The organism is Myxococcus dinghuensis, assembly GCF_024198235.1.
GTDB classification, from domain to species: domain Bacteria; phylum Myxococcota; class Myxococcia; order Myxococcales; family Myxococcaceae; genus Myxococcus; species Myxococcus dinghuensis.
Genome location: NZ_JAKCFB010000025.1, coordinates 46,477 through 66,816, shown reverse-complemented (window position 1 = coordinate 66,816; position 20,340 = coordinate 46,477). Strand labels below are relative to the sequence as shown.

Genomic DNA, 20,340 nt, shown 5'->3' with positions numbered 1-20,340 from the left:
TGCTCACGGCTTGACGGGAGGCCGTCGACTCGTTCCCCGGCGGGCGGGCCCTGTCGGAGTAGCCCAACTCCGTAGACCCCCACGATGGGATGGAAAGAGCACAAGATGTCCGCGAACGAGCTGAAGCAGAAGAAGCCCAGGAGGCCGCGCCGAGAGTTCTCGACGGCGTTCAAGGAAGGGGCCGTGAGACTGGGGTCGAGTCCCGAATCGGGTGTCGTTGGTTCGGAGCGGAGCACCGGCCCCTCCGCGCAGGCGGAGAGGAGCAGCAGTGCCGCCAGGCCAACGAGGCCACGACAAGCGTGCCTACCTGAATCGAAGCGCCTGAAGACAGTCTACTGCCAGGGATGTCGAACGGGGCTCAGGTCACGACGCGGCGGCAGCGCAGGCGCGACATCAGGGCCTCGAAGGCCACGTAGGACAGCGGCAGCAGCAAGGTGAAGCAGAGGGTGAGTCCGGTCAGATAGGGGAACGCCAGCGGCTCACGCAGATGGGCGCCGATGGCGGAGAACAGCTCCCCCGGCTCCGTCAGCACATGCCAGCTGTTCCACCGCTCCACGCGGCCCAGGTAGATGCCATAGCCACACAGCAGCGAGCAGACGCCGACGAAGGCCCACGCCCGGCCACGTCCCCAACGCTCCTCGAGCCACTGCTTCCAGACCTCCAGCGACAAGAGCCCCAGCAGCCACCCGGTGGCGGCGAACAGCGCCAGCAGGCCCGCGTCGAACCACAGCGGGACACCCGGTCGCTCGTGCAGGTGGATGAAGTCCGTGACGATGTAGGGGGCATTGGGGAACAACGCGAGCCAACCCAGGGCCAGGGGCGCGAGCACCCACGCCCGGCCCCGGCCCCGCACCATCTCCAGTCGCGCCGCCAGGGCGAAGGCATAGGGCACCCACGCCAGGAACAGGTTCCACGCCAGGAACGCGAAGCTGGCCCGCTGGCTCACATCGAGTCGGTAGCACAGCAGCGCCATCGCGAGGACGCTGCAGCCGAGCACGGGCCACAGCCCGTGACGACGCGTCACGGACAACACGGAGGGACGGGAAGAAGAGGACAGGGACATGGGCGCGCGGGCTCGAGGCCACACACCGTGGCCGTCCAGCCACGATGGGAGGGGAAAGCGGGTCAATGCTGCCACGAACCTCCCACGTGGAGGCCCGTGGAAGCGGTGTTGAGCAACCCGCGGGCCAATGCCGCGGCCCCGTGCCCCACGTGGACGCGTGTGGCGCCCTGCGGCTGCATCCCTCCGAGGACCCGCGGTGGCCTCGTCCGTCCAAAATCAGCGCCGGTGTCAGCCTCGCGTGCGAGGCGGCGTCATTTCCCGCAAGAGCACGCCTGGCCGAAGGGGCCTCACAAGCGATCTCCTTCACACGGATGATCAGTGCCCTCTCAAGGCATCTGAACGCAAATCAGATTCGGCCCCTTCACTCGGGCGTCCTCGTTATCTTTCCCAAGCAGGTTCCGCGCACCCGACGGTCTCCACCGTCCCCGCGTCGAGCCCCTCCCCCATTCGAGCCCACCTGGCCGGACGAGTCCCACAAGCCCTGACGGTTCAACTCCGTCCGCCCTCTTTCGACGAGGGCGCCGCCGACGGTTCGGCACCTGACTCGTAATCAGCCCCGACTCCTCCACTCGGGTGCGCTCGTATCTCCCTACGCGGAGGCCCCACTCCATGGTGTCGCCGATATACAGCCCCGGCCGACGCCGGATGGCCTGACGCAATTCCTCACCTGTGGGATTCACCTCCAAACCATACACCAGACAACGCCCAGACTCCTCTACGAATCACCTCGAGAACGCCGACGAAATCGCCCCGCGCGCGCGGCAAGAACGAGTGCGTTCCAACAACACCTTGACGAGCGCCAGAACGCCCCAGAGGGCCATTCCCGAAGCGCTCGAGCAGCCCCCTCCGCCCTCGCCGGGCACCTCGCTCCCGGGCTCTGGCGGCGGCGGTGTGCAGGGCGTGAAACAGCGACACGCATCGGCCCCAGCGACCTCCAACCGCGCGCAGATCCCCCCCGCGCCACACGCCGCGTCGGCCGTACACGTCTCGCCGTAATGCCCCTCCCGCAGCGAGGGAAGCAGACACCGCCCCGGAGCCCCCTCCCCCGTCACGCAAACCAGCCCCGCCGGACACTGTGCGTCCCGCGTACACGACTCCTGGCACAGGGCCTCCAACGCCAACGGGGGCACGGAAGGCTCGGGAGGCCGCGCGAGGAACGGCAGGATGAAGTCCTCCATCCGCGTGTCCACGCGCAGGTTGTCGGCCCGCTCGCGGCACGCCACGTCGCCGCTCACCGTCACCCCCACCAGCACCTCGCGTCCCGCCTCGGCGCGCGCGAGCACGGGCCCTCCGCTGTCTCCCACACAGCTCATCCCCGGCGACGGCCCCGCCTGGAACGCCTCGGCCCCCACCGTGGTCACGACCATCGACCCCGAGCGCCTGCGCCCCGAGGGCGCCGAGCCCTCCTCCTCATGCGTGTCCCCGAAGCCCACCGCCCTCACCGTGGCACCTGACACCAGGGCCTCCCCCTGGAACTCCGGCAGACGCAGCGGCGCCACCTCCGTGGGCTCCGTCAATCGCAGCAGCGCCACATCGAAGTCATGGGAGCCGCGCCTGTAACCCGGGTGCGGGACGGCCTTCCGGACCCGGATGAAGCGCCCCGAGGACTCGGGCGCAGGCAGGAGCACCCCACCGAGGAACACCTCGTAGGTCCCCTCCGCGCCGAAGAGGTCCAGGCAGTGCGCGGCGGTGAGCACGACGTCCGGCGCGATGAGCGCCCCCGAACACAGCAGCAGCGGCTCCTCTCCCTGACACCGCGTCCGGCGGGAGAGCAGCGCCACCGTGGCGACATCCGCGGGAGCGTCTTCTCCGAGCACGATGGGCCGCGCGCGCGCCTCGACCGGGACCTCGCTCGACGCCACGGGGGCACACGCCCCCACCGCGAGCATCAGCAGACACGCCATCGCGCCCCGGGAACACACGTGGGTCTCGCGCCTCTTCACTGGGCAGCGGACTCCTTCGCGGCCTCCTCGGTGAGCACGCGAATCTCCTCCCGGAGCCCGACGAGCCGGCCCCGCTGTCGCTGGATGAGCGTGTCGAGCTGACGGACGCGCGCATCGTCCCCACGGGTATCCGCCGTCTCGCGCTCCCGCTCCAGCCGCTCCACGTCACGCCCCAGGAGCCCGGTGATGTGCGTGGTCTTCTCCAGCTTCCACTGCGCCGTCTGCGGCAGCTCCGGCGCGATGGGCTCGTTCTCCTGCGGCGGAGGGTTCTCCACCTCCGGCTCCGGCGGTACGTCCCCCGGCCCGAGCGCCACCACCGTGGCCCCGCGAGGCTCCTCCGAGGGACGCTCCGCCCCGGCCGCCACGTCCTTCGGCGCGACGGCAGGCCGAGCCCGAGGCGCCTCGGAGGCGGGGACCTCCGGCGCGCTCGCCTCCTCCAACGCCGCGACGTCCGCCACGCCCTCGCCCTCCGCCGGGCGCCACCACAACCCCAGCCCCACGACCAGGACGAGCGCGCCCGCCACCACCCACATCCAATGCTTGCGATTCATCATGGCTCGCCTGCTCCCACCCCGTCTTCGCGGACGGGGCGGGAGCCTACTCCGGTTCTCAGAAGCGCACGCGCCAGGTCCCCGCCCGCCGCTCCACGCGCAGCAGCCAGGGCTCCTTGCCGACCTCACCACCTCGGGCGATGCGGGCCCGCACCAACACCGCGTCCGGGTCCCGCCCGTCCAGCTTCGACTCGACGATGTCCACCAGGCTCAGCCCGTGCTCGCGCATCTCCTCCACCGACTCCTCGCAGGGGCGCATCCCCTCCCCCGTCGCCAGCAGCGGCCCGAGCACCGCGCAATCACCCGAGGGCAACGCCTCGAAGAGGCGCCGCACCGTCGCCTCGGCCGCCTCCGTCTTCGAGGACGTGGACGAGCACGCCAGCAGCAACGCGCCCCACGTCATCCACGCTCCGAGTCGACGCACGGACATCCTCAGTAGCAGTTGGGGGCGAAGAGCTCGTCGTCCATCGCGGAGACGAACTGGTCGTCGCAGTACGCGCTCGCCAGCATGTGGCCGTTGCGCACGCAGCCGTCGTGGTTCGTCGCGTCCAGCGTGTACTGGGTATCCCCACCGCAGCTACCACCGCAGCGACCGAAGCAGATGCCCATCACCTTCGGGCGGGACCAGTGGTCCGGCTCGCCACACACCCAGGTGCTGCCGCTCATGTAGAACTCGTCGCCGCTGCACGTCGTGTGGTCACCGAGCTGGGCGATCTGCTGGTTGCCCGCCCAGTCGAAGCCGCCCTTGTTGCAGTCGTGCTTCGCGTACGAGTACCAGTTGTACACGCCGCCGCAGCTCCCCGTGAACTTGCCGTTACACTTCGCGTAGCTGCACAGCATCGTATAGCCGCGACCCTGCTCACCCATCACCGTGCGCTGCAGCTCCACCGTCGAGGAGTGCTGCGCCCACAGGCCCGCCGCGCGCCGCAGGTACATGGACTCCGGCGTCGCCGCGTCACCCGTGGGCAGCTCGGTGTTCAGCGACCGGTAGAAGGCATCCATCAGGTCGCGGTCCGCGCCCGTGAGCTGCGTGTCCGCCCCGCTCGAGTCCGCGAAGCCATCCAACGTCGATACACCGCTGGCCGGGTCCAGCAGGCCCGTGAGCGCCAGGCCTCGCAGCCGGACCTCGAGCCGATACACACCGGGCTCCACCTCGAGGGAGGAGAACGACACCTCCTCGCCGCCCCGCACGAAGGTGCCGTGCGTGTCTCCCGACTCCGTGGAGATCGACATCCCATCCTGCTTCGCCTGCGGGGTCTCACCACCACACGCCCACAGCATCAACGTCGCGACAGCACAGAGCGCCTTGCGCATACCGTTGCATCCCTCCGGCCAGGGGGTTGGCCATGAAAAAGCAGCCGGTGCTATCGAGCGCGCGCGTCCCGCTCAAGTCAGGCTGCGTCACGACTCCGCGACACACACCCTGCTCGAAAACATCCAGAAACATGCGCGGGTGACATGAGACCCGGTTTCATGTTTCACCCAGGTGCGACACGGAAGATGGGCAGCGCCCCCGCGACGCGCTCCAGGGCGGGGCCCTCCACCGGGAGTGATTCCTCCGCGCCGATGACGAGGAATCCTCCCGGCGCCAGCCGCCGCACGAGCCGCCCCAACACCACGTGTTGCAGGGGCGGCGCGAAGTAGGTGAAGGCGACGTTGCGACACAGCACCAGGTCGAAGGGCCCTTCCGGCATGTCGGCCCGCAGGTCCTGCTGACGAAACACGAGCCCCTGGCGGAACGGCTCCGCCAGACATGGCTCCAGAGCCTCGTCCGGGAAGGCCTTGCGGGACCATGCCTCGGGCAGCTCGCGCAGGGAGCCACGCGGGTAGCAGCCCCGCCGGGCGCGCTCGAGCAGCGCGGCGTCGGCGTCCGTGGCCAGCAGCTCCAGCCGCGTCCACGGGAAGCGGGGCTGGAGGCCGAGCCGGAAGAGGACGCTCACCGTGTAGGGCTCCTCGCCGGAGGCGCAGCCCGCGCTCCAGACGCGCAGCACCCCGGGGCGCCCGGCGAGGAGCGCGGGGAGCAGGTCGTCCCGCAGCACGTCGAAGACGCTCGCGTCGCGGTAGAAGCGGGAGACGGTGACGCGGCAGAGGGCGTCGAGCACGGCCCATTCGCCGTCGTCGGCCACCAGCCTCGCGCGGTAGGCAGCGAGGTCCGCCAACCCCAGGGCCCGGAGGCGCCGGCCCAGCCGCTTGCACACCTGCCCCCGCACCCGCCGGAATCCCTCCGGTCGAAGGCGCAGCCGGGGAGCGGCCCACCGCAGCAGCTCCTCGCAGTCCTGGTCCGTCGGCATCAGGCGGCACTCCGAGTCACGGGGTCGGGTGAATCATGGCATCGGGACGCGCACCGCGAGTGTCGGATGCCTGGCCCGCGGGCGAGCCAAGCGGGGCGGGATGTGGCATGACGCCGAGACGTTTCCGTTGGAACCCGGAGGAATCTGCCCTTGAAGAAACTGACTGCGTTCACCCTGACGGCGGCCCTCGCGGCGACCGGCTGTACCCATGGCACCGCGGCCACCGAGACGGCGACCGCCGCCGCGCCCCAGCCGACCGCCGCGCCCGAGCAGGCGCCCACCGCGAAGCCCCTGCCGCCCCCGAATGGGTCGGCGCTCCTGTCCGGCACGGTGGAGACCTTCACCGCCGCGTGCACGGCGGACATCGAGAAGGCCCGCGCGCAGACGACGTCGCTGAAGGGGCTGGACGCGCGCAAGGACGGCGCGGCGGTGCTCGCGGCGTTCGACGAGGCCATGGGCGCCATCTACTCGGCGGCCAGCCGCGCCAGCCTGGCGCGCGAGGTCCACCCGGACGCGGCCTTCCGCGACGCGGCCCGCGAGTGCGAGCAGCGCGTGGACGCCACCAACGTGGAGATGTCGCTGGACCGCGGCATCTACGACGCGCTCGCCACGGTGGACCTGTCCCAGGCGGACGCGCCGACGCGCTACTGGATGGAGCGCACGCTGCTCGACTTCCGCCGGGCTGGCGTGGACCGCGACGACGCCACGCGCGCGAAGGTGAAGGCGCTGAACGAGCAGCTGCTCAAGCTGGGGCAGACGTTCGGCAAGAACATCGCCGAGGGCGTGCGCCAGGCCTCCTTCACGCCGAAGGAGCTGGACGGGCTGCCGGAGGACTACAAGGCGGCGCACAAGCCGGGCGCGGACGGCAAGGTGGTCATCACGACCAACTACCCGGACTACTTCCCGTTCATGACGTACGCGAAGGACACGAAGGCGCGCGAGAAGATGTGGCGCACCTACCGTCAGCGCGCGTTCCCGGCGAACCAGGAGGTGCTGTCGCAGCTCATCACCCAGCGCCACGAGCTGGCGGCGCTGCTGGGCTACCCGTCCTGGGCGGCGTACACCACCGAGAACAAGATGACGCGCACGCAGCAGGCGGCGGCGGAGTTCATCGACAAGCTGGCGGTGGCCTCCGAGTCGCGGGCGAAGCAGGAGTTCGCGGAGCTGCTGGCGCGCAAGCAGAAGGACGTGAAGGGCGCGAAGACGCTCGAGCCGTGGGACCAGGACTACTACGAGGACCGGCTGCGCGCGGAGCGCTTCGGGTTCGACTCGCAGCAGGTGCGGCCCTACTTCGAGTACGGCCGGGTGAAGGCGGGGGTGATGGACATCACCGCGCGCATCTGGGGCATCACCTACCGCCGCGCCGAGGACGCCAAGGTCTGGCATCCGGACGTCGAGGCGTACGACGTGCTCGACGGGGACACGCTGCTGGGTCGCATCTACCTGGACATGCATCCGCGTGACGACAAGTACAAGCACGCGGCGCAGTTCGACCTGACGCCGGGACAGGCCGACAAGCGGCTCCCGGAGGGCGCGCTGGTGTGCAACTTCGCGCGGCCGGGCGAGCTGATGACCCACGACGAGGTGGAGACGTTCTTCCACGAGTTCGGCCACCTGCTGCACACGGTGTTCTCCGGCAAGCAGCAGTGGAGCGGCATCAGCGGCATCCGCACGGAGTGGGACTTCGTGGAGACGCCCTCCATGCTGCTGCAGCAGTGGGCGGGGAGCCCGGAGGTGCTGAAGGAGTTCGCGAAGCACTACCAGACGGGCGCGGCGATTCCGACGGAGCTGGTGGAGAAGCTCAAGGCGTCGAAGGAGTTCGGCAAGGGCCTGTGGGTGCGGCGGCAGCTGTTCCTGGCGGCGCTGAGCCTGGACTACTACTCGCGCAAGCCGGGCTTCGACACGACGGCGGTGCTGGTGGAGCACCAGAAGAAGCTCAGCCCGTTCAAGCACGAGCACCGCGACGGCACGCACTTCGAGCTCGCGTTCACCCACCTGGATGGGTACTCGGCGGCGTACTACACGTACCTGTGGTCCTCCGTCATCGCCAAGGACCTGGAGACCGAGTTCCAGAAGCACGGGTACCTGGACCGTGAGACGGCCATGAAGTACCGCCACACGGTGCTCGAGCCCGGTGGCGCCAAGCCCGCCGCCCAGCTCGTGAAGGACTTCCTCGGCCGCGACTACAACTTCGACGCGTATCGCGCGTACGTGGACGCGGCGAAGTAGGCCGCACCCAGCCGCCAGGGGGAGCGAGGGATGGCTCCTCCTGGCGCGGTGTCAGGCATTCCCCTCCGTCTCCTCCGCGAGCGCGGCGTCCACCTCCGCGCCGATGGGATAGATGACCAGGTGTCGGTGAGGCTCCTTGCCGTGACTCACGGCCTCCAGGTGGTAGCGGCTCGCCAGCCGGTGTTGCAGCTTGCGGACGCGCGGTGAGCGCGGCGCCAGCTCCACCGACACGCTGTCACGCAGCACCGTCTCCACCGCGCGCTCCACCTCGTCCACCGCCTCGCGGACCTCGTCCTCGTCCACCCCTTCGAGGATGTTGAAGTGCGCCCTCAGCGCCCGCCGCAGCTCCGCCGAGCTGTTGCGCTTCACGGCCTCCACGCGAGCGCCCGTCTTCGCCACCACCCGCCGCATCCGAGGGTCGTTCGCCCGCGAGCGCAGCGTCACCACCAGGTCCGCGGACTCCATGCGGCTCACGATGCGCACCTCCACGGGCAGCTCCCGCAACACCCGCTGCACCACGTCCCGGCTCACCGCGTGCGCGTAGATGCGCGTCGGTCCTCGCGACTCCAGGGGCGGCGCGTCCTCCACCTCGGGCGCGTGCGTCCGCGGCGCGAACCGCGTCGAGCGCGCGGGGCGTGCCTCGACCACCGTCACCGCGATTCGCTCACGCACGGGTGGCGACACATGCCCCCCGGTCGCACCGTCGGCCTCCACGGAGGGCGCGAATCGGGACGCCCCTTCATCCGCCACTCCGCGCGCGCCCGACCACGTGCCCCGCCCTCGCACACCGGCCGAGTCCTCGGCAGCCGAAGCGCCCCTCTCCAGGCGGCCCGGCTCGACCGGAATCTCGCGGGGTACACTCGAGACAAACGCCTCCGCGTGAGCAGCCTCGTCCCGGCCCCCGTGCGCCTGACGCGCCCCACTCACACCGGATGATTCCGCGTGAGCCTCCGAACCTCGACCCACGCGCGCCTGACTCGCCCCACTCACGTCAGATGATTCCGTGCGAGCCGCCTCGTCCCGGCCCACGTGCCTCTGACTCGCCCCATCCACACCAGATGATTCCGTGCGAGCCGCCTCGTCCCGGCCCACGTGCCTCTGACTCGCCCCATCCACACCAGGTGATTCCGCGTGAGCCGCCTCGTCCCGGCCCGCGTGCCTCTGACTCGCCCCATCCACACCAGGTGATTCCGCGTGAGCCGCCTGGTCCCGGCCCGCGTGCGACTGACGCGCCCCACTCACACCGGATGATTCCGTGCGAGCCGCCCCACCCCATCCCGCGTGCGCCGGACCGACCTCACCTGCCTCCGCGCGAGCCGACGTCCCCCTCGTGCCCACGGATGCCGGCTCGGTGCTCGCGTCCCGCCTCGGCGAAACCGCTGACGCCGCCACCGGCTCCACCTCCATCCGTCCCGACACCGAGTCCTGCCGGCGCCGCTCGCCCCCCACCGCCTTGCCGGCCAGCAGCCGGTCCACCGCCTCCGCCGTGGCGCCATGCACCAGCACCTCGTCGCGGCCCACCATCTCCACCACGATGTCGAACGTCGGCGGCGCCTTGCGCTCGCTCACCGTCTTCTGCGTGCGCCGCCTTCGCGCCTCGTCATCGCTCAGCGTCACCGTCTGCACCCCGCCCACCAGGTCCGACAGCGTGGGGTTCAGCACCAGGTTCTCCAGCGTGTTGCCGTGCGCCGTCGCCACCAACTGCACGCCCCGCTCCGCGATGGTCCGCGCCGCCGCCGCCTCCGCCGCCGTCCCTATCTCGTCGACGATGATGACCTCCGGCATGTGGTTCTCCACCGCTTCGATCATCACGTCGTGCTGCCGGTCCGGCCGCGACACCTGCATCCGCCGCGCACCCCCGATGCCCGGATGCGGCACGTCGCCATCCCCGCCAATCTCGTTCGACGTGTCCACCACCATGACCCGCCGGCCCAGGTCATCCGCGAGCACCCGCGCCACCTCGCGCAGCTTCGTCGTCTTCCCCACGCCGGGCCGCCCCAGCAACAGCACGTTGCGTCCCGTGCCGATGAGGTCCCTCACCATGTCGATGGTGCCGAACACCGCGCGCCCCACCCGCAACGTCAGCCCCACCACCCGCCCCTGACGGTTCCGGATGGCCGACACCCGGTGCAGCGTCCGCTCGATGCCCGCCCGGTTGTCCTCCCCCGGCGACCCCACCTGCGCCAGCACGTGCTCCAGGTCCACCGACTCGACCAGCGCCTCGCGCAGCCGCACCACCCGGTCCACCAACCGGGCCTCCGGAGGCCGCCCCAGGTCCATCACCACCTCCAGCACCTCCGAGGAGGACAGCGCCCCCACGGCGGCGCGCAGCCCCTCCGGCAGCACGCCCACCAGCAGCAAGAAGTCATCGGACCCGACACGCGGCGAAGTCATCACCCCTCTCCTCTAGCGGAGCCCCGAGGCCGCTTCCATGCTCTCCACATCGCCCCACCCACGTCCCCGCGGTTCCCACCCCGACCCGGTCGGGCCACCTCGTCACACCCGCGCGACCGTGACGTGACGTCGCGCGTCCGACACCGCTCGCCCCCATGGCAGTCCCCCGCGTCCACTAGCGGGCGCCTCTCCGTTGGAGAGCGTCTTGCTTCGTCCCGCGCACGGACCGAGCGCCACACGGGTCCGGACAAAGGGGGCAGGCGACGTGACCTCCAGGTCGAAAACTCCAGATATCGGACGCCGGCTCGCGACGGCCGGCTGCGTCCTCCTGCTCTCCGCATGCAAGGGGGACGCTCCCCCCCAGGCCCGGGTCCGCACGGACGTGCCGGAGCCGGAGCCCACCAGTACGTCGTGCTGGAACACCTCGGGAGACCCCGGCACCGTCGTCCTGCACCGGCTCAACCGCGCCGAATACGACGCCACCGTCCGCGACCTGCTGGGTGACACCAGCCATCCCGCGCGTGACTTCCCCACGGATGACCACGGCTACGGCTTCGACAACATCGCCGACGTGCTCAGCCTGTCGCCCCTGCTGATGGAGAAGTACGCCGCCGCCGCCGAGAAATTGGTGGAGGCCGCCTGGGTCCGCCCCGGCGCCGCGCTGCGCACCTGTGCGGTCGACGCCGCGAACCCCGAGCCCTGCGCCCGCGAAATCCTCGGGCGCTTCGCGCGCCGCGCCTGGCGCCGCCCCGTCACCACGGAGGAGGTGGACCGGCTCCTGCGGCCCCTCGCGGTGGTGAAGCAACTCGGAGACCCACCCGAGGTCGGCGTGAAGCTCGCCTTGCGCGCGGTGCTCATCTCCCCGCACTTCCTCTTCCGCGTGGAGAAGGACGCCCAGCCGGCCTCCACCACGCCCCACCGGCTCGATCCGCACGAGCTGGCCACCCGCCTCTCGTACTTCCTGTGGAGCAGCATGCCGGACGAGGCCCTCTTCCAGGCCGCCGAGCGGGACAAGCTGGGCACCCCCCAGGAGGTGGAGGCCCAGGTCCGTCGCATGCTCGCGGACCCGAAGGCCCAGGCCCTGGTGTCCAACTTCGCCGGCCAGTGGCTCTTCACCCGCGCGCTCGACACCGCCGAGCCCGACCACACGCTCTACGGCGCCTTCAACGAGCCCCTGCGCCACGCCATGCGCCAGGAGACGGAGCTCGTCTTCCAGGAGTTCATCACCGGCGACCACAAGCTCCGGGACCTGCTCGACGCCTCCTTCACGTACCTGAACGACCCGCTCGCCGCGCACTACGGCCTGCCGCGCCCGGGCAGCGGCGACGCCTTCCAACGCGTGGACCTCACCGCGTATCCGGAGCGCCGGGGGGTGCTCGGCCATGGCTCGCTGCTCACCGTCACGTCCAACCCCGACCGCACCTCGCCGGTGCAGCGCGGCGTCTGGGTGCTGGAGCAATTGCTCTGCTCGGGACCACCGCCCCCACCACCCAACGTGGAGAACCTGCCGCCGGCGGTGAGCCCCGACATGACGATGAAGGAGCGCATGGCGCTGCACCGCACCCAGCCCCAGTGCAAGGGCTGCCACATGCTCATGGACCCGCTGGGCCTGGCGATGGAGAACTACGACCCCATCGGCCGCTGGCGCCTGCGGGAGGTCAGCGGCGCGCCCGTGGACTCCAACGGGGACCTGCCCGACGGCACCGTGCTCGCGGGCGTCGAGGCGATGCGACGCTTCGTCAAGGACGACCCGAAGCTGCCCACCTGCCTCGCCGAGCACCTCATGACCTACGCGCTCGGACGCGGCCTGTCCGAGGAGGAGCAGTGCGCGGTCAGCGAGGTCGCCGCCGCCGCCGAGGCCAGCGGAGGCCGGCTCAGCGACTACCTCGTCAGCATCGCCCTCAGCGACTCCTTCACCTCGCGCCGCGGCGGCAAGGAGGCCCAGACGCCATGAAGTTCAAGCACCCCATCTCTCGAAGGACCCTGCTCCGGGGCGCGGGAGCGCTGATGGCGCTGCCCCTGCTGGAGCGCATGCTGCCGGCTGCCGTCCGCGCCGCGGAGGCCGCGCCGTCCGCCCGGCGGCTGGCCGTCTTCTACGCGCCCAATGGCATCCACATGCAGAAGTTCCTCCCCACCGTCACGGGGCCGAACTGGGAGCTGACCCCCACGCTCCAGTCGCTGGCGCCGGTGAAGCAGGACGTGCTCGTCATCAGCGGGCTCGCCAACGAGCCGGGCAGGCCGGACGGCGACGGCCACCACGCCGCGGGCACCGCCGCCTTCCTCTCCTGCACGAAGGCCTACAAGACGGAGGGCACCAACTTCCACGCCGGCATCTCCATGGACCAGGTCCTGGCCAACCACCTGTCCCAGCAGCGGGCCACGCGCTTCGCCTCCCTGGAGCTGGGCAACGACGCGGGGCGCGGCATCGGCAACTGCGACTCCGGCTATGCCTGCCCCTACGCCAACAACATCTCGTGGGCCGGCCCCACCTCGCCCATGGCCAAGGAGACGAAGCCCCGAGCCGTGTTCGACCGCCTCTTCTCCGGGCCCCCGGGAGGACTCAGCCAGGCGGAGGCCGCCAGGCGGCGCGCCTACGGCCAGAGCCTCATCGACTCCGTGCGCGACGACGCCACCCGGCTCCAGCACCAACTGGGCGCGGCGGACCGCCGCAAGCTGGACGAGTACTTCACCAGCGTGCGGGACCTGGAGAAGCAGGTGGAGGCGTTGGGCGACGCCGGCCCCGCCTGTGGCCTCCAGACGGCTCCCACCGACGACGAGGACCCGCGCGCGCGCACGAAGGCGATGATGGACCTCATCGTCCTCGCCTTCCAATGCGACCTGTCCCGCGTCGCGACCTTCATGCTCGCCAACGCGCGCGCCAACAAGGTCTACAACTTCCTCGGCTTGAGCGGCGGGCACCACGCGTACTCGCACCACCAGTTCGTCCAGTCCAACTACGACGCCCTCGCCATCATCGACCGGTGGGAGGTGGAGCAATACGCCTACCTCGTGCGGCGACTGAAGGACACGCGGGAGGGCACCGGGGCACCGCTGCTCGACAACGCCCTCGTCCTCTTCTCCTCCGAGGTCGCCGACGGCAACGCGCACCACCACAAGAACCTGCCCGTCCTGCTCTCCGGTCGATGCGGGGGCGCCGTCGCGCCCGGGCGGCACCTGAGCGTGCCCGGGATGCCCATCGCCAACCTCTACGTCTCCATGCTCCGGGCGCTGGGCGTTCCCGGCGTCAACAGCTTCGGTACGGACAGCACGGGTGAGCTGCCGGGGCTCGGGGGGTAGCTCCGGACCTCGATGCACGGGGGGACGTTGTGGCGCATCATCGCGGGCATGGGTCTGTTCCGCGGCACGCTCCACCGGCTCCCCCTCGTCCTGCTCGCACTCCTGCTCGCCTGCATCCCGGCGAAGAAGACGAGCGCGCGCAGGACGACGCCGGCCCCGCAGCCCGCGCGAACCAAGGCGCCGGTCGTGGCGCGCGAGAAGCCGCAGGCCCGGACCGCGCAGCAGGAGTCGCGCCCCCCGCAGTCCGCTGGCCGCGACTTCGCGCACGACATGGTGGACGCGCACAACGAGGCCCGCGCCCGGGCCCAGCCCGCGCCCAAGCCCGCGCTGCCGGTGATGGGCTGGTCCGCCGACGCCGCCCGCAAGGCCGCCTCCTGGGCGAAGGAGTGCCAGTTCGAGCACAACCCCAACCGCGGTGACTTCGGCGAGAACCTGGCCGCCGCCACGCCGGACATGTGGAGCACCGCGCAGGTGGTGAAGAGCTGGGCGGACGAGTCCGCCGACTACGACTTCGCGCGCAACACCTGCAAGAAGGGCAAGGTGTGCGGGCACTACACGCAGGTCGTCTGGCGCAACACCACGGCCGTCGGCTGCGCCGCCGTGACGTGCAAGAAGAACTCACCGTTCGGCGACGAGTTCCCCGTCTGGCAATTCTGGGTCTGCAACTACACACCGCCCGGAAATTTCGTCGGACAGCGGCCGTACTGAGCCGGAAGACGCGCCAAGGCCCCGCGCGGGGCGCGGCGCGCGTGCGTGCCACTTCCAGGAGGGACGCGCGGCGGCATAATCGCGCCATGTCCCGCCCTTCCATCCGACACCTGCTCGCCATCGGTCTCCTCGTCCCCTGGCTCGCCACCAGCTGCGGCTCGGATGACGACGACAACCCGCCCGATGGCGGCGCTCCCGACGCGTCCGACTCGGGCACGTCCGACTCGGGGACCCCGGACGCGGGCGGGTCCGACTCGGGCACCGGGACTCCGGATTCGGGCAGTGGGACCCCGGACTCGGGCTCGGGCTCGACGGACTCGGGCACGCCGGATTCGGGCAGCGGGACGTCGGACTCGGGCACGCCGGATTCGGGCAGCGGGACGTCGGACTCGGGCACGCCGGACTCGGGCACGCTGTCGCAGTTCGCCCTGGACATGCTCGCGGGGCACAACGCCACGCGCGCGAGCGCGAAGCCCACGCCCAGCCCGGCGTTGGAGCCCCTCACCTGGGACACCTCCGCGGAGGCCGTGGCCCAGGCCCACGCGGCGAAGTGCGTCTTCGAGCACAACGGCAACCGGGGCAACCTCGGCGAGAACATCTACGCGGCGACGCCGGGCGCCGCCGACACGCGCGGCGTCGTGCAGGGCTGGAGCGACGAGGTGGCGGACTACGACTACGCCGCCAACACGTGCGCCAAGGACAAGCAGTGCGGCCACTACACGCAGGTGGTGTGGCGCAACACGAAGCGGCTGGGCTGCGCGACGCAGACGTGCACCGTCAACTCGCCCTTCGGCTCGCGCTTCCCCACCTGGCAGTTCTGGGTCTGCAACTACGCACCCCCGGGCAACTACGTGGGCCAGAAGCCCTACTGAACGAGCAACGATGCACTCCCGCGCCATGACGTCCGCCCTGCCCCGCCCCTCCCTCCGTTCCCTGGTCGCGCTCGGGCTGCTCGCCCCGTTGTCCGTCGTCGCCGGCTGTGGCTCCGACGACGAGACGAACGAAGACACGCCGCCCGAGTTCATCCAGGACATGCTCGAGGCCCACAACGCCACGCGCGCGAGCGCGACGCCCACCCCCAGCCCCGCGCTGGAGCCGCTCACCTGGGACACGAAGGCGGCGGCGGTGGCGAGGGCCCACGCGGCGAAGTGCGTCTTCGAGCACAACTCCGACCGGGGCAACCACGGCGAGAACATCACCGCCGCCACCCCGGACAGCCTCACCACCCAGGGCGTGGTGCAGGGTTGGAGCAGCGAGGCGAAGGACTACGACTACGCCACCAACCGCTGCGCGGACGGCGAGCAGTGCGGCCACTACACGCAGGTGGTGTGGCGCGACACGAAGCGCGTGGGCTGCGCGACCCAGACGTGCACCACCCACTCGCCCTTCGGCGCGCGCTTCCCCACCTGGCAGTTCTGGGTCTGCAACTACGCGCCCCCGGGCAACTACGTGGGCCAGAAGCCCTACTAGCTAGCGCTCCAGCGCGTGCAGCCACGCGGACAGGGTGGTGAGCGCGTCCGCCGCCACCGTCTCCACGCCGGAGCGCGCCGGGGTGGACGGCTCCGCCAGGTAGTGGTCCGCGCCGGCAATCACCTTCACCAGCGCCCGCCCGGGCGCGTCGGGGCGCAGGCGCAGGCCCTGGTTGAGCGCCCGGGCCACCTGATGCGCCGGCGTCACCTCGTCGCGCTCGCCCAGCAGCGCCAGCACCGGCCCCCGCACGCGGCCCAGGTCCTCCGCGGTGTCGTAGGCCAGCACGTTGCGCCACACCTGCCGGTGGACCTCCAGGAAGCGCTCCACGGGCAGGCCCTTGAACGGCGGCAGCGCCGTCACCGCGTACCAGCGCTTGCGCTTGGCCCGCTGGAGCTGGAACGACAGCGCCTTCAACGCGCGCGCCTCCCCCTCCGGCGCGTACAGGCGCGCGTCGTAGAGCCCGTCGAGGAAGTCCGTCAGGTCCACCAGCTCCGGCCCGGTGAGCCCCCGGCGGCGGCCCTCGTTGCGCATGCGGTGCTGCTCCTGCTTCCACACCGGTCCGCCGCCGCCGCCCACCAGCACGAGGAAGCCCACGTCCCCGGGCGCGCGCGCCGCCGCGTTCACCGCCACCCACGCGCCCTGACCGAAGCCCATCAACCCCACGCCGCCACCGGGCGTCAGCCGCGCGCGCAGCAGCTTCACCGCCGCGAGCGCGTCGTCCGCCAGCTCGCGCACGCCCGACACCCACGGCCGTCCATCCCCGGTGGAGCGCCCGGTGCCGCGCGCGTCGAACGTCAGCACCGCGAGCCCCTGGTGGACGAGGAACGCCGGGTACGGCTCCAGCGCCTCGCGCGCGCCCAGCCCCGCCTCGTGCAGCAGCACCACCGCGTTGCGCGGCGGCGCCCCCGGCGGCAGCCAGAGCGTGCCGGAGAGGGTGACGTCCCCTTGTCGGAAGGTGACGTCCTCGGTGCGCGCCGGGTGGGACGCCAGCTCGAGCGGCGCGGCGCCCAGCCCCGTGAGCACGGGCCGCGACGGTGCGCCGGGCGCCGGACTCCAGCGCACGAAAGCCGGGGGGCGGCTGCCGTCCAGCCCCCAGAGCCCGTCACCGCGCGACTCCAGGCTCCAGCGCCGGCGCGAGGCGAAGTCCATGAGGAAGGCGCCCGACCCGTCCCGTCCCACGCGAACGAGGCCACCGTCCGGCCGCAGCCACGTCCCGGAGAAGGGCGGCGCGTCGTCCATGACGGCCACGTCCCCCGCGTCCGGCTCCGCCGCGCCGCTCACGCTCCCCACGCACCACAGCCCCAACCCCAGGGCGACGCACGCACCAAGCCTGGACACCAGACCTCCCGAAGATGTGCTGTCTCTTCAAGCCGACCCCGGCCCCGAGGGCAATGCCGTCGCCCACGGGCGCGGGCCGGTGTGGACCGCGAGACATCCCGAGCGTGGGTCGACGACACTTCCCGGCGCAAGCCCCCGCTCAGCGCCGCAGGTGGTGCTCCAGGAACAGCGCCGTCTCCGCCCAGGCCATGGCCGCCGCGCCCGCGTCGTAGCGCTCGCCGGAGGGGTTGGCGAAGGCGTGCTCCGCGTCCAGCTCGACGATGCGGTGGCGCACGCCCGCGTCGTCGAGCGCCTGGCGGAACGCGCGCACCGTCTCCGGCGGAATCGACGCGTCGCGCGTGCCGAAGATGGCGAGCACCGGCGCGCGGATGGACGCCAGCGCCTCCGGGTCCGTCACCGGGTTGCCGTAGTACATGACCACCGCGTCCAGCTCCGGAATCGCCATGCCGGCGCGCAGCGACCAGCCCCCGCCGAAGCACCACCCCAGGCTCGCGGTGCGCGGCGCCTTCACGCGCGCGTCCTCCCGCAGGAAGGCGTTCGCGGCCTTCAGCACCTGGGTGGCGCGCTCCGGGTCCACGCGCTTCAGCAGCGCGAGCGCCTCGTCCCGCGTGGTGGCCACCTTGCCGCCGTACAGGTCCACCGCCAGGGCCGCGTAGCCGTTGGCCGCGAGCCGGTCCGCCCAGTGGCGGATGTGCGCGTTGAGGCCCCACCACTCGTGGATGACGATGACCGCGGGCAGGGGCGCCCTCGCGTCCTCCGGCAGGCTCAGGTAGGCCTTCGTCCCGGCGACCTCCACCTCCTCGCCTCGCGCGGGCGGCGGGGCCTGGGGGTTGAGGGTGTGCAGCGCCTTGAACTCGTCCTCGGAGACGGCGCCCGTGACGGACGGCGCGCGAGACACCTCGCGGGGCCGGCCCCGGGTGCAGCCTCCCACGAGCAACAACAGCCCCACGAGCAGCAGGTGACGGTGCATGGACCTTGCCTTCCGGACGCCGTGAAAAACGACGAGGGCTGGGAGGGGATTCCCCTCGCCAGCCCTCGGGTGCCCCGCTCCATCCAGGAGCCGGGAGGAGCGACTACTTCTTCTGCGCCGCGGAGGGCTGCGCCGCGGGAGGCGTCGCCGCGGGAGGAGCCTCGGGCGGCTTGACGATCTCCAGCAGCTCCACCTCGAACACCAGCGCCGAGCCACCCGGGATGTTCGGGGGCGCGCCACGGTCGCCGTAGGCGATGTCGGACGGGCACACCAGCTTGGCCTTGCCGCCGACCTTCATCTTCTGGACGCCCTCGGTCCAGCACTTGATGACGCCCTGGAGCGGGAACTGCGTGGGCTCGCCGCGCTTGTAGGAGCTGTCGAACTCCGTGCCGTTGGGCAGCGTGCCCTTGTAGTGAACCTTCACGATGTCCGTGGCCTTGGGGGAGTCACCGGTACCGGGGGTGATGTCCTTGTAGACCAGGCCGGACTCGGTCTTCACCGCGCCGGGCTCCTTGGCGGCCTCCTCGAGGAACTTCTTGGACTTCTCCTTCTCCGCCTCCGCGCGGCGGGTGCTGCGCGTGCGCGCCAGCTCCTGCAGCTTCGGCCCGTACGTCTCCAGCTCCACCGCGGGCTTCTCGCCCTTGACCTGCGCGGTGAGGCCCGCCTTCACGTACTCGAGCTCCTCCGGCGTCATGTCGAACACGCTCACGCTCTTGCCGATGGACAGGCCGAGCGCGTACAGCGTCTTCTGGTCCTCGGTCTGGGGATTCGCGGCGGCGGCGGACGTCGTCGCCGTGGTGCTCGTGCCCGCGCCTTCCTTCTGCCCCTGGGGCTGGCATCCCGCCAGCGCCAGCATCGCAATCAGACAAAGCTTCCGCATGTGTTTGACCTTCCTTGGCTTGCGGCGGCGGCCTACCGCTCCCGCCGCCTGACAGTCGGTACCGGTGGGCGACTTACTACAGAAATCGCCGGCCAGCCTCTCGGGCCGCGCCACACCTGGCGCTGACTGGCATTGGACTTCCAGTGAGGTAGGAGATTTCTCTACCCCTCCCGCTCCAGCCAGGCGAGGAGGGGTTCACGCAGCGGCCCCAGGCGTTTGTAGTCGCTCATGTCCTCCGGGACGGTGCGCAGCACGCGGGCGAGGCGCTGGCGGTGTCCGGGGGTGGGGACCTCCCCCGCGACGGGGGCGACATAGGTGTGGATGGTGAACAGGACGGCGCCCGTCTCCGGGAAGCGGCTGAGCGTCTGGCGCTCCAGGCGCAGGAGGCAGCGCGCTCCGGCGTCGTCGGGGGTGATGCCCTCGAAGAGGTGGCGCCACTCGGCGCGGTAGCGGGGCTCCATGCACAGCCGCGGGGTGACGGTGATGGCCCAGTTGCAGCGGGTGACGGGGCGCCCCGGCTTGAGGCCGTCCAACAGCTTCAGCGTGGAGGCCCCCACCTGTTCCGCGAAGCGGGGCACGGGCGCGTGGACGGCGAGCAGCGGCCGCCCCATCTTGTCGTCCAGGCACCAGCCGGAGGGGAAGCACAGCTGGCCCGCGACCAGTGGAAACCCCTCACGTGTGCCATCCAGGACCAGCAGGTCCTCCTGCACCTGTCGCCCCACCCAATCCAGCGGCGCCAGGGGCAGGCTGTCCGCGTCGCCTGGCGTCAGCACCCCACGTACACCAGTCAACCGGTTGCCGAAGCACCAGCGCGCGCCGTCCTCCTCCAGGGAGAAGTGCGCGGGGGACTCCGCGGCCATGCGGCGCAGCAGCGCGCGCGCCACCTCCCACTGGAGCGGTTCGGAGCCGGGCAGCGCCTGGAAGCGCGCGCGGGGGTCCTCGCGCAGGAGCGCGTCCTTCTGCGCCAGCTCGTCCAGGTAATGCGGCACATCGACCTCGATGAGTGTTTCACCGGGACGCAGCGCGCGCACTCCGAGTGCCATCGCATAGGAGTCCTGCTCGAAGGGGAAGTAGGGCAGCACGTCGACGGACTCCTGACGGGAGGGTGCGTGTATTTTCTTCCGTGAGACAGCACACCGCAGCGCGTCACGGCGCGTGGGCGTGGCGAATTCCTCACCATACGCTTGAGGTCGGGGCGTCCGGGAA

General features: G+C 71.3%; 17 protein-coding genes. 6 read left to right on the top strand and 11 right to left on the bottom strand.

What is annotated here, in order from left to right:
• Positions 1 to 358: 358 nt before the first annotated feature.
• The 6 genes from LZ198_RS28020 to LZ198_RS27995 form a co-directional block, all read right to left on the bottom strand.
• A complete protein-coding gene (locus LZ198_RS28020) occupies positions 359 to 1,063 on the bottom strand; it encodes a DUF1361 domain-containing protein (protein ID WP_253975147.1) in 705 nt (234 codons plus the stop codon).
• 722 nt (positions 1,064 to 1,785) lie between these two features.
• The gene (locus tag LZ198_RS28015; protein ID WP_253975146.1) at positions 1,786 to 3,006 is read right to left on the bottom strand and encodes a S1 family peptidase; all 1,221 of its coding nucleotides are present in this window, start codon (positions 3,004 to 3,006) and stop codon (positions 1,786 to 1,788) included.
• Positions 3,003 to 3,560 (bottom strand): hypothetical protein, encoded by a 558-nt coding sequence (locus LZ198_RS28010; RefSeq protein ID WP_253975145.1) that lies wholly within the window; start codon positions 3,558 to 3,560, stop codon positions 3,003 to 3,005. The genes LZ198_RS28015 and LZ198_RS28010 overlap by 4 nt, the downstream gene beginning before the upstream one ends.
• A 55-nt stretch (positions 3,561 to 3,615) precedes the next feature.
• Positions 3,616 to 3,987, bottom strand: a complete 372-nt coding sequence (locus tag LZ198_RS28005) for a hypothetical protein (protein WP_253975144.1) — start codon at positions 3,985 to 3,987, stop codon at positions 3,616 to 3,618.
• A gap of 2 nt (positions 3,988 to 3,989) precedes the next feature.
• Complete coding sequence (locus tag LZ198_RS28000; RefSeq protein WP_253975143.1) at positions 3,990 to 4,871, bottom strand: hypothetical protein; 882 nt, start codon at positions 4,869 to 4,871, stop codon at positions 3,990 to 3,992.
• 164 nt (positions 4,872 to 5,035) lie between these two features.
• Positions 5,036 to 5,848, bottom strand: a complete 813-nt coding sequence (locus LZ198_RS27995; RefSeq protein ID WP_253975142.1) for a CheR family methyltransferase — start codon at positions 5,846 to 5,848, stop codon at positions 5,036 to 5,038.
• 150 nt (positions 5,849 to 5,998) lie between these two features.
• Between LZ198_RS27995 and LZ198_RS27990 the strand changes: the two genes are divergently transcribed.
• Entirely contained in the window at positions 5,999 to 8,077 is a 2,079-nt protein-coding gene (locus LZ198_RS27990; RefSeq protein WP_253975141.1) for a M3 family metallopeptidase, read from the top strand.
• Positions 8,078 to 8,128: 51 nt separating this feature from the next.
• Here the strand turns inward: LZ198_RS27990 and LZ198_RS27985 are convergent, their stop codons facing one another.
• The gene (locus LZ198_RS27985) at positions 8,129 to 10,471 is read right to left on the bottom strand and encodes a R3H domain-containing nucleic acid-binding protein (RefSeq protein ID WP_253975140.1); all 2,343 of its coding nucleotides are present in this window, start codon (positions 10,469 to 10,471) and stop codon (positions 8,129 to 8,131) included.
• 265 nt (positions 10,472 to 10,736) lie between these two features.
• Between LZ198_RS27985 and LZ198_RS27980 the strand changes: the two genes are divergently transcribed.
• From LZ198_RS27980 to LZ198_RS27960, 5 genes are all read left to right on the top strand, one after another.
• Positions 10,737 to 12,425 (top strand): DUF1592 domain-containing protein, encoded by a 1,689-nt coding sequence (locus LZ198_RS27980; RefSeq protein WP_253975139.1) that lies wholly within the window; start codon positions 10,737 to 10,739, stop codon positions 12,423 to 12,425.
• Positions 12,422 to 13,768 (top strand): DUF1552 domain-containing protein, encoded by a 1,347-nt coding sequence (locus LZ198_RS27975; protein ID WP_253975138.1) that lies wholly within the window; start codon positions 12,422 to 12,424, stop codon positions 13,766 to 13,768. The genes LZ198_RS27980 and LZ198_RS27975 overlap by 4 nt, the downstream gene beginning before the upstream one ends.
• A gap of 12 nt (positions 13,769 to 13,780) precedes the next feature.
• Complete coding sequence (locus LZ198_RS27970) at positions 13,781 to 14,476, top strand: CAP domain-containing protein (RefSeq protein ID WP_407667474.1); 696 nt, start codon at positions 13,781 to 13,783, stop codon at positions 14,474 to 14,476.
• Positions 14,477 to 14,562: 86 nt separating this feature from the next.
• A complete protein-coding gene (locus tag LZ198_RS27965) occupies positions 14,563 to 15,348 on the top strand; it encodes a CAP domain-containing protein (RefSeq protein WP_253975136.1) in 786 nt (261 codons plus the stop codon).
• A 37-nt stretch (positions 15,349 to 15,385) separates the two neighbouring features.
• Complete coding sequence (locus LZ198_RS27960; RefSeq protein ID WP_407667475.1) at positions 15,386 to 15,946, top strand: CAP domain-containing protein; 561 nt, start codon at positions 15,386 to 15,388, stop codon at positions 15,944 to 15,946.
• On the opposite strand, the gene LZ198_RS27955 is transcribed toward LZ198_RS27960, so the two are convergent.
• From LZ198_RS27955 to LZ198_RS27940, 4 genes are all read right to left on the bottom strand, one after another.
• The gene (locus LZ198_RS27955; protein ID WP_253975134.1) at positions 15,947 to 17,284 is read right to left on the bottom strand and encodes an alpha/beta fold hydrolase; all 1,338 of its coding nucleotides are present in this window, start codon (positions 17,282 to 17,284) and stop codon (positions 15,947 to 15,949) included.
• A 139-nt stretch (positions 17,285 to 17,423) separates the two neighbouring features.
• Positions 17,424 to 18,254, bottom strand: a complete 831-nt coding sequence (locus LZ198_RS27950) for a dienelactone hydrolase family protein (protein WP_253975133.1) — start codon at positions 18,252 to 18,254, stop codon at positions 17,424 to 17,426.
• 103 nt (positions 18,255 to 18,357) lie between these two features.
• Positions 18,358 to 19,134 (bottom strand): FKBP-type peptidyl-prolyl cis-trans isomerase, encoded by a 777-nt coding sequence (locus tag LZ198_RS27945; protein WP_253975132.1) that lies wholly within the window; start codon positions 19,132 to 19,134, stop codon positions 18,358 to 18,360.
• Positions 19,135 to 19,295: 161 nt separating this feature from the next.
• Positions 19,296 to 20,216 carry a heme-dependent oxidative N-demethylase family protein gene (locus tag LZ198_RS27940; RefSeq protein ID WP_253975131.1) on the bottom strand — a complete coding sequence of 307 codons (921 nt, stop codon included), beginning with the start codon at positions 20,214 to 20,216 and terminating at the stop codon, positions 19,296 to 19,298.
• Between the last annotated feature and the right edge of the window lie 124 nt (positions 20,217 to 20,340).

Excerpts from the sequence above, each read along its gene's own strand:
- LZ198_RS28020 (WP_253975147.1), bottom strand. The coding sequence starts at position 1,063 with ATGTCCCTGTCCTCTTCTTCCCGTCCCTCCGTGTTGTCCGTGACGCGT.
- LZ198_RS28010 (WP_253975145.1), bottom strand. The coding sequence starts at position 3,560 with ATGATGAATCGCAAGCATTGGATGTGGGTGGTGGCGGGCGCGCTCGTC.
- LZ198_RS28005 (WP_253975144.1), bottom strand. The coding sequence starts at position 3,987 with ATGTCCGTGCGTCGACTCGGAGCGTGGATGACGTGGGGCGCGTTGCTG.
- LZ198_RS28000 (WP_253975143.1), bottom strand. The coding sequence starts at position 4,871 with ATGCGCAAGGCGCTCTGTGCTGTCGCGACGTTGATGCTGTGGGCGTGT.
- LZ198_RS27995 (WP_253975142.1), bottom strand. The coding sequence starts at position 5,848 with ATGCCGACGGACCAGGACTGCGAGGAGCTGCTGCGGTGGGCCGCTCCC.
- LZ198_RS27985 (WP_253975140.1), bottom strand. The coding sequence starts at position 10,471 with ATGACTTCGCCGCGTGTCGGGTCCGATGACTTCTTGCTGCTGGTGGGC.
- LZ198_RS27975 (WP_253975138.1), top strand. The coding sequence starts at position 12,422 with ATGAAGTTCAAGCACCCCATCTCTCGAAGGACCCTGCTCCGGGGCGCG.
- LZ198_RS27970 (WP_407667474.1), top strand. The coding sequence starts at position 13,781 with ATGCACGGGGGGACGTTGTGGCGCATCATCGCGGGCATGGGTCTGTTC.
- LZ198_RS27965 (WP_253975136.1), top strand. The coding sequence starts at position 14,563 with ATGTCCCGCCCTTCCATCCGACACCTGCTCGCCATCGGTCTCCTCGTC.
- LZ198_RS27950 (WP_253975133.1), bottom strand. The coding sequence starts at position 18,254 with ATGCACCGTCACCTGCTGCTCGTGGGGCTGTTGTTGCTCGTGGGAGGC.
- LZ198_RS27945 (WP_253975132.1), bottom strand. The coding sequence starts at position 19,134 with ATGCGGAAGCTTTGTCTGATTGCGATGCTGGCGCTGGCGGGATGCCAG.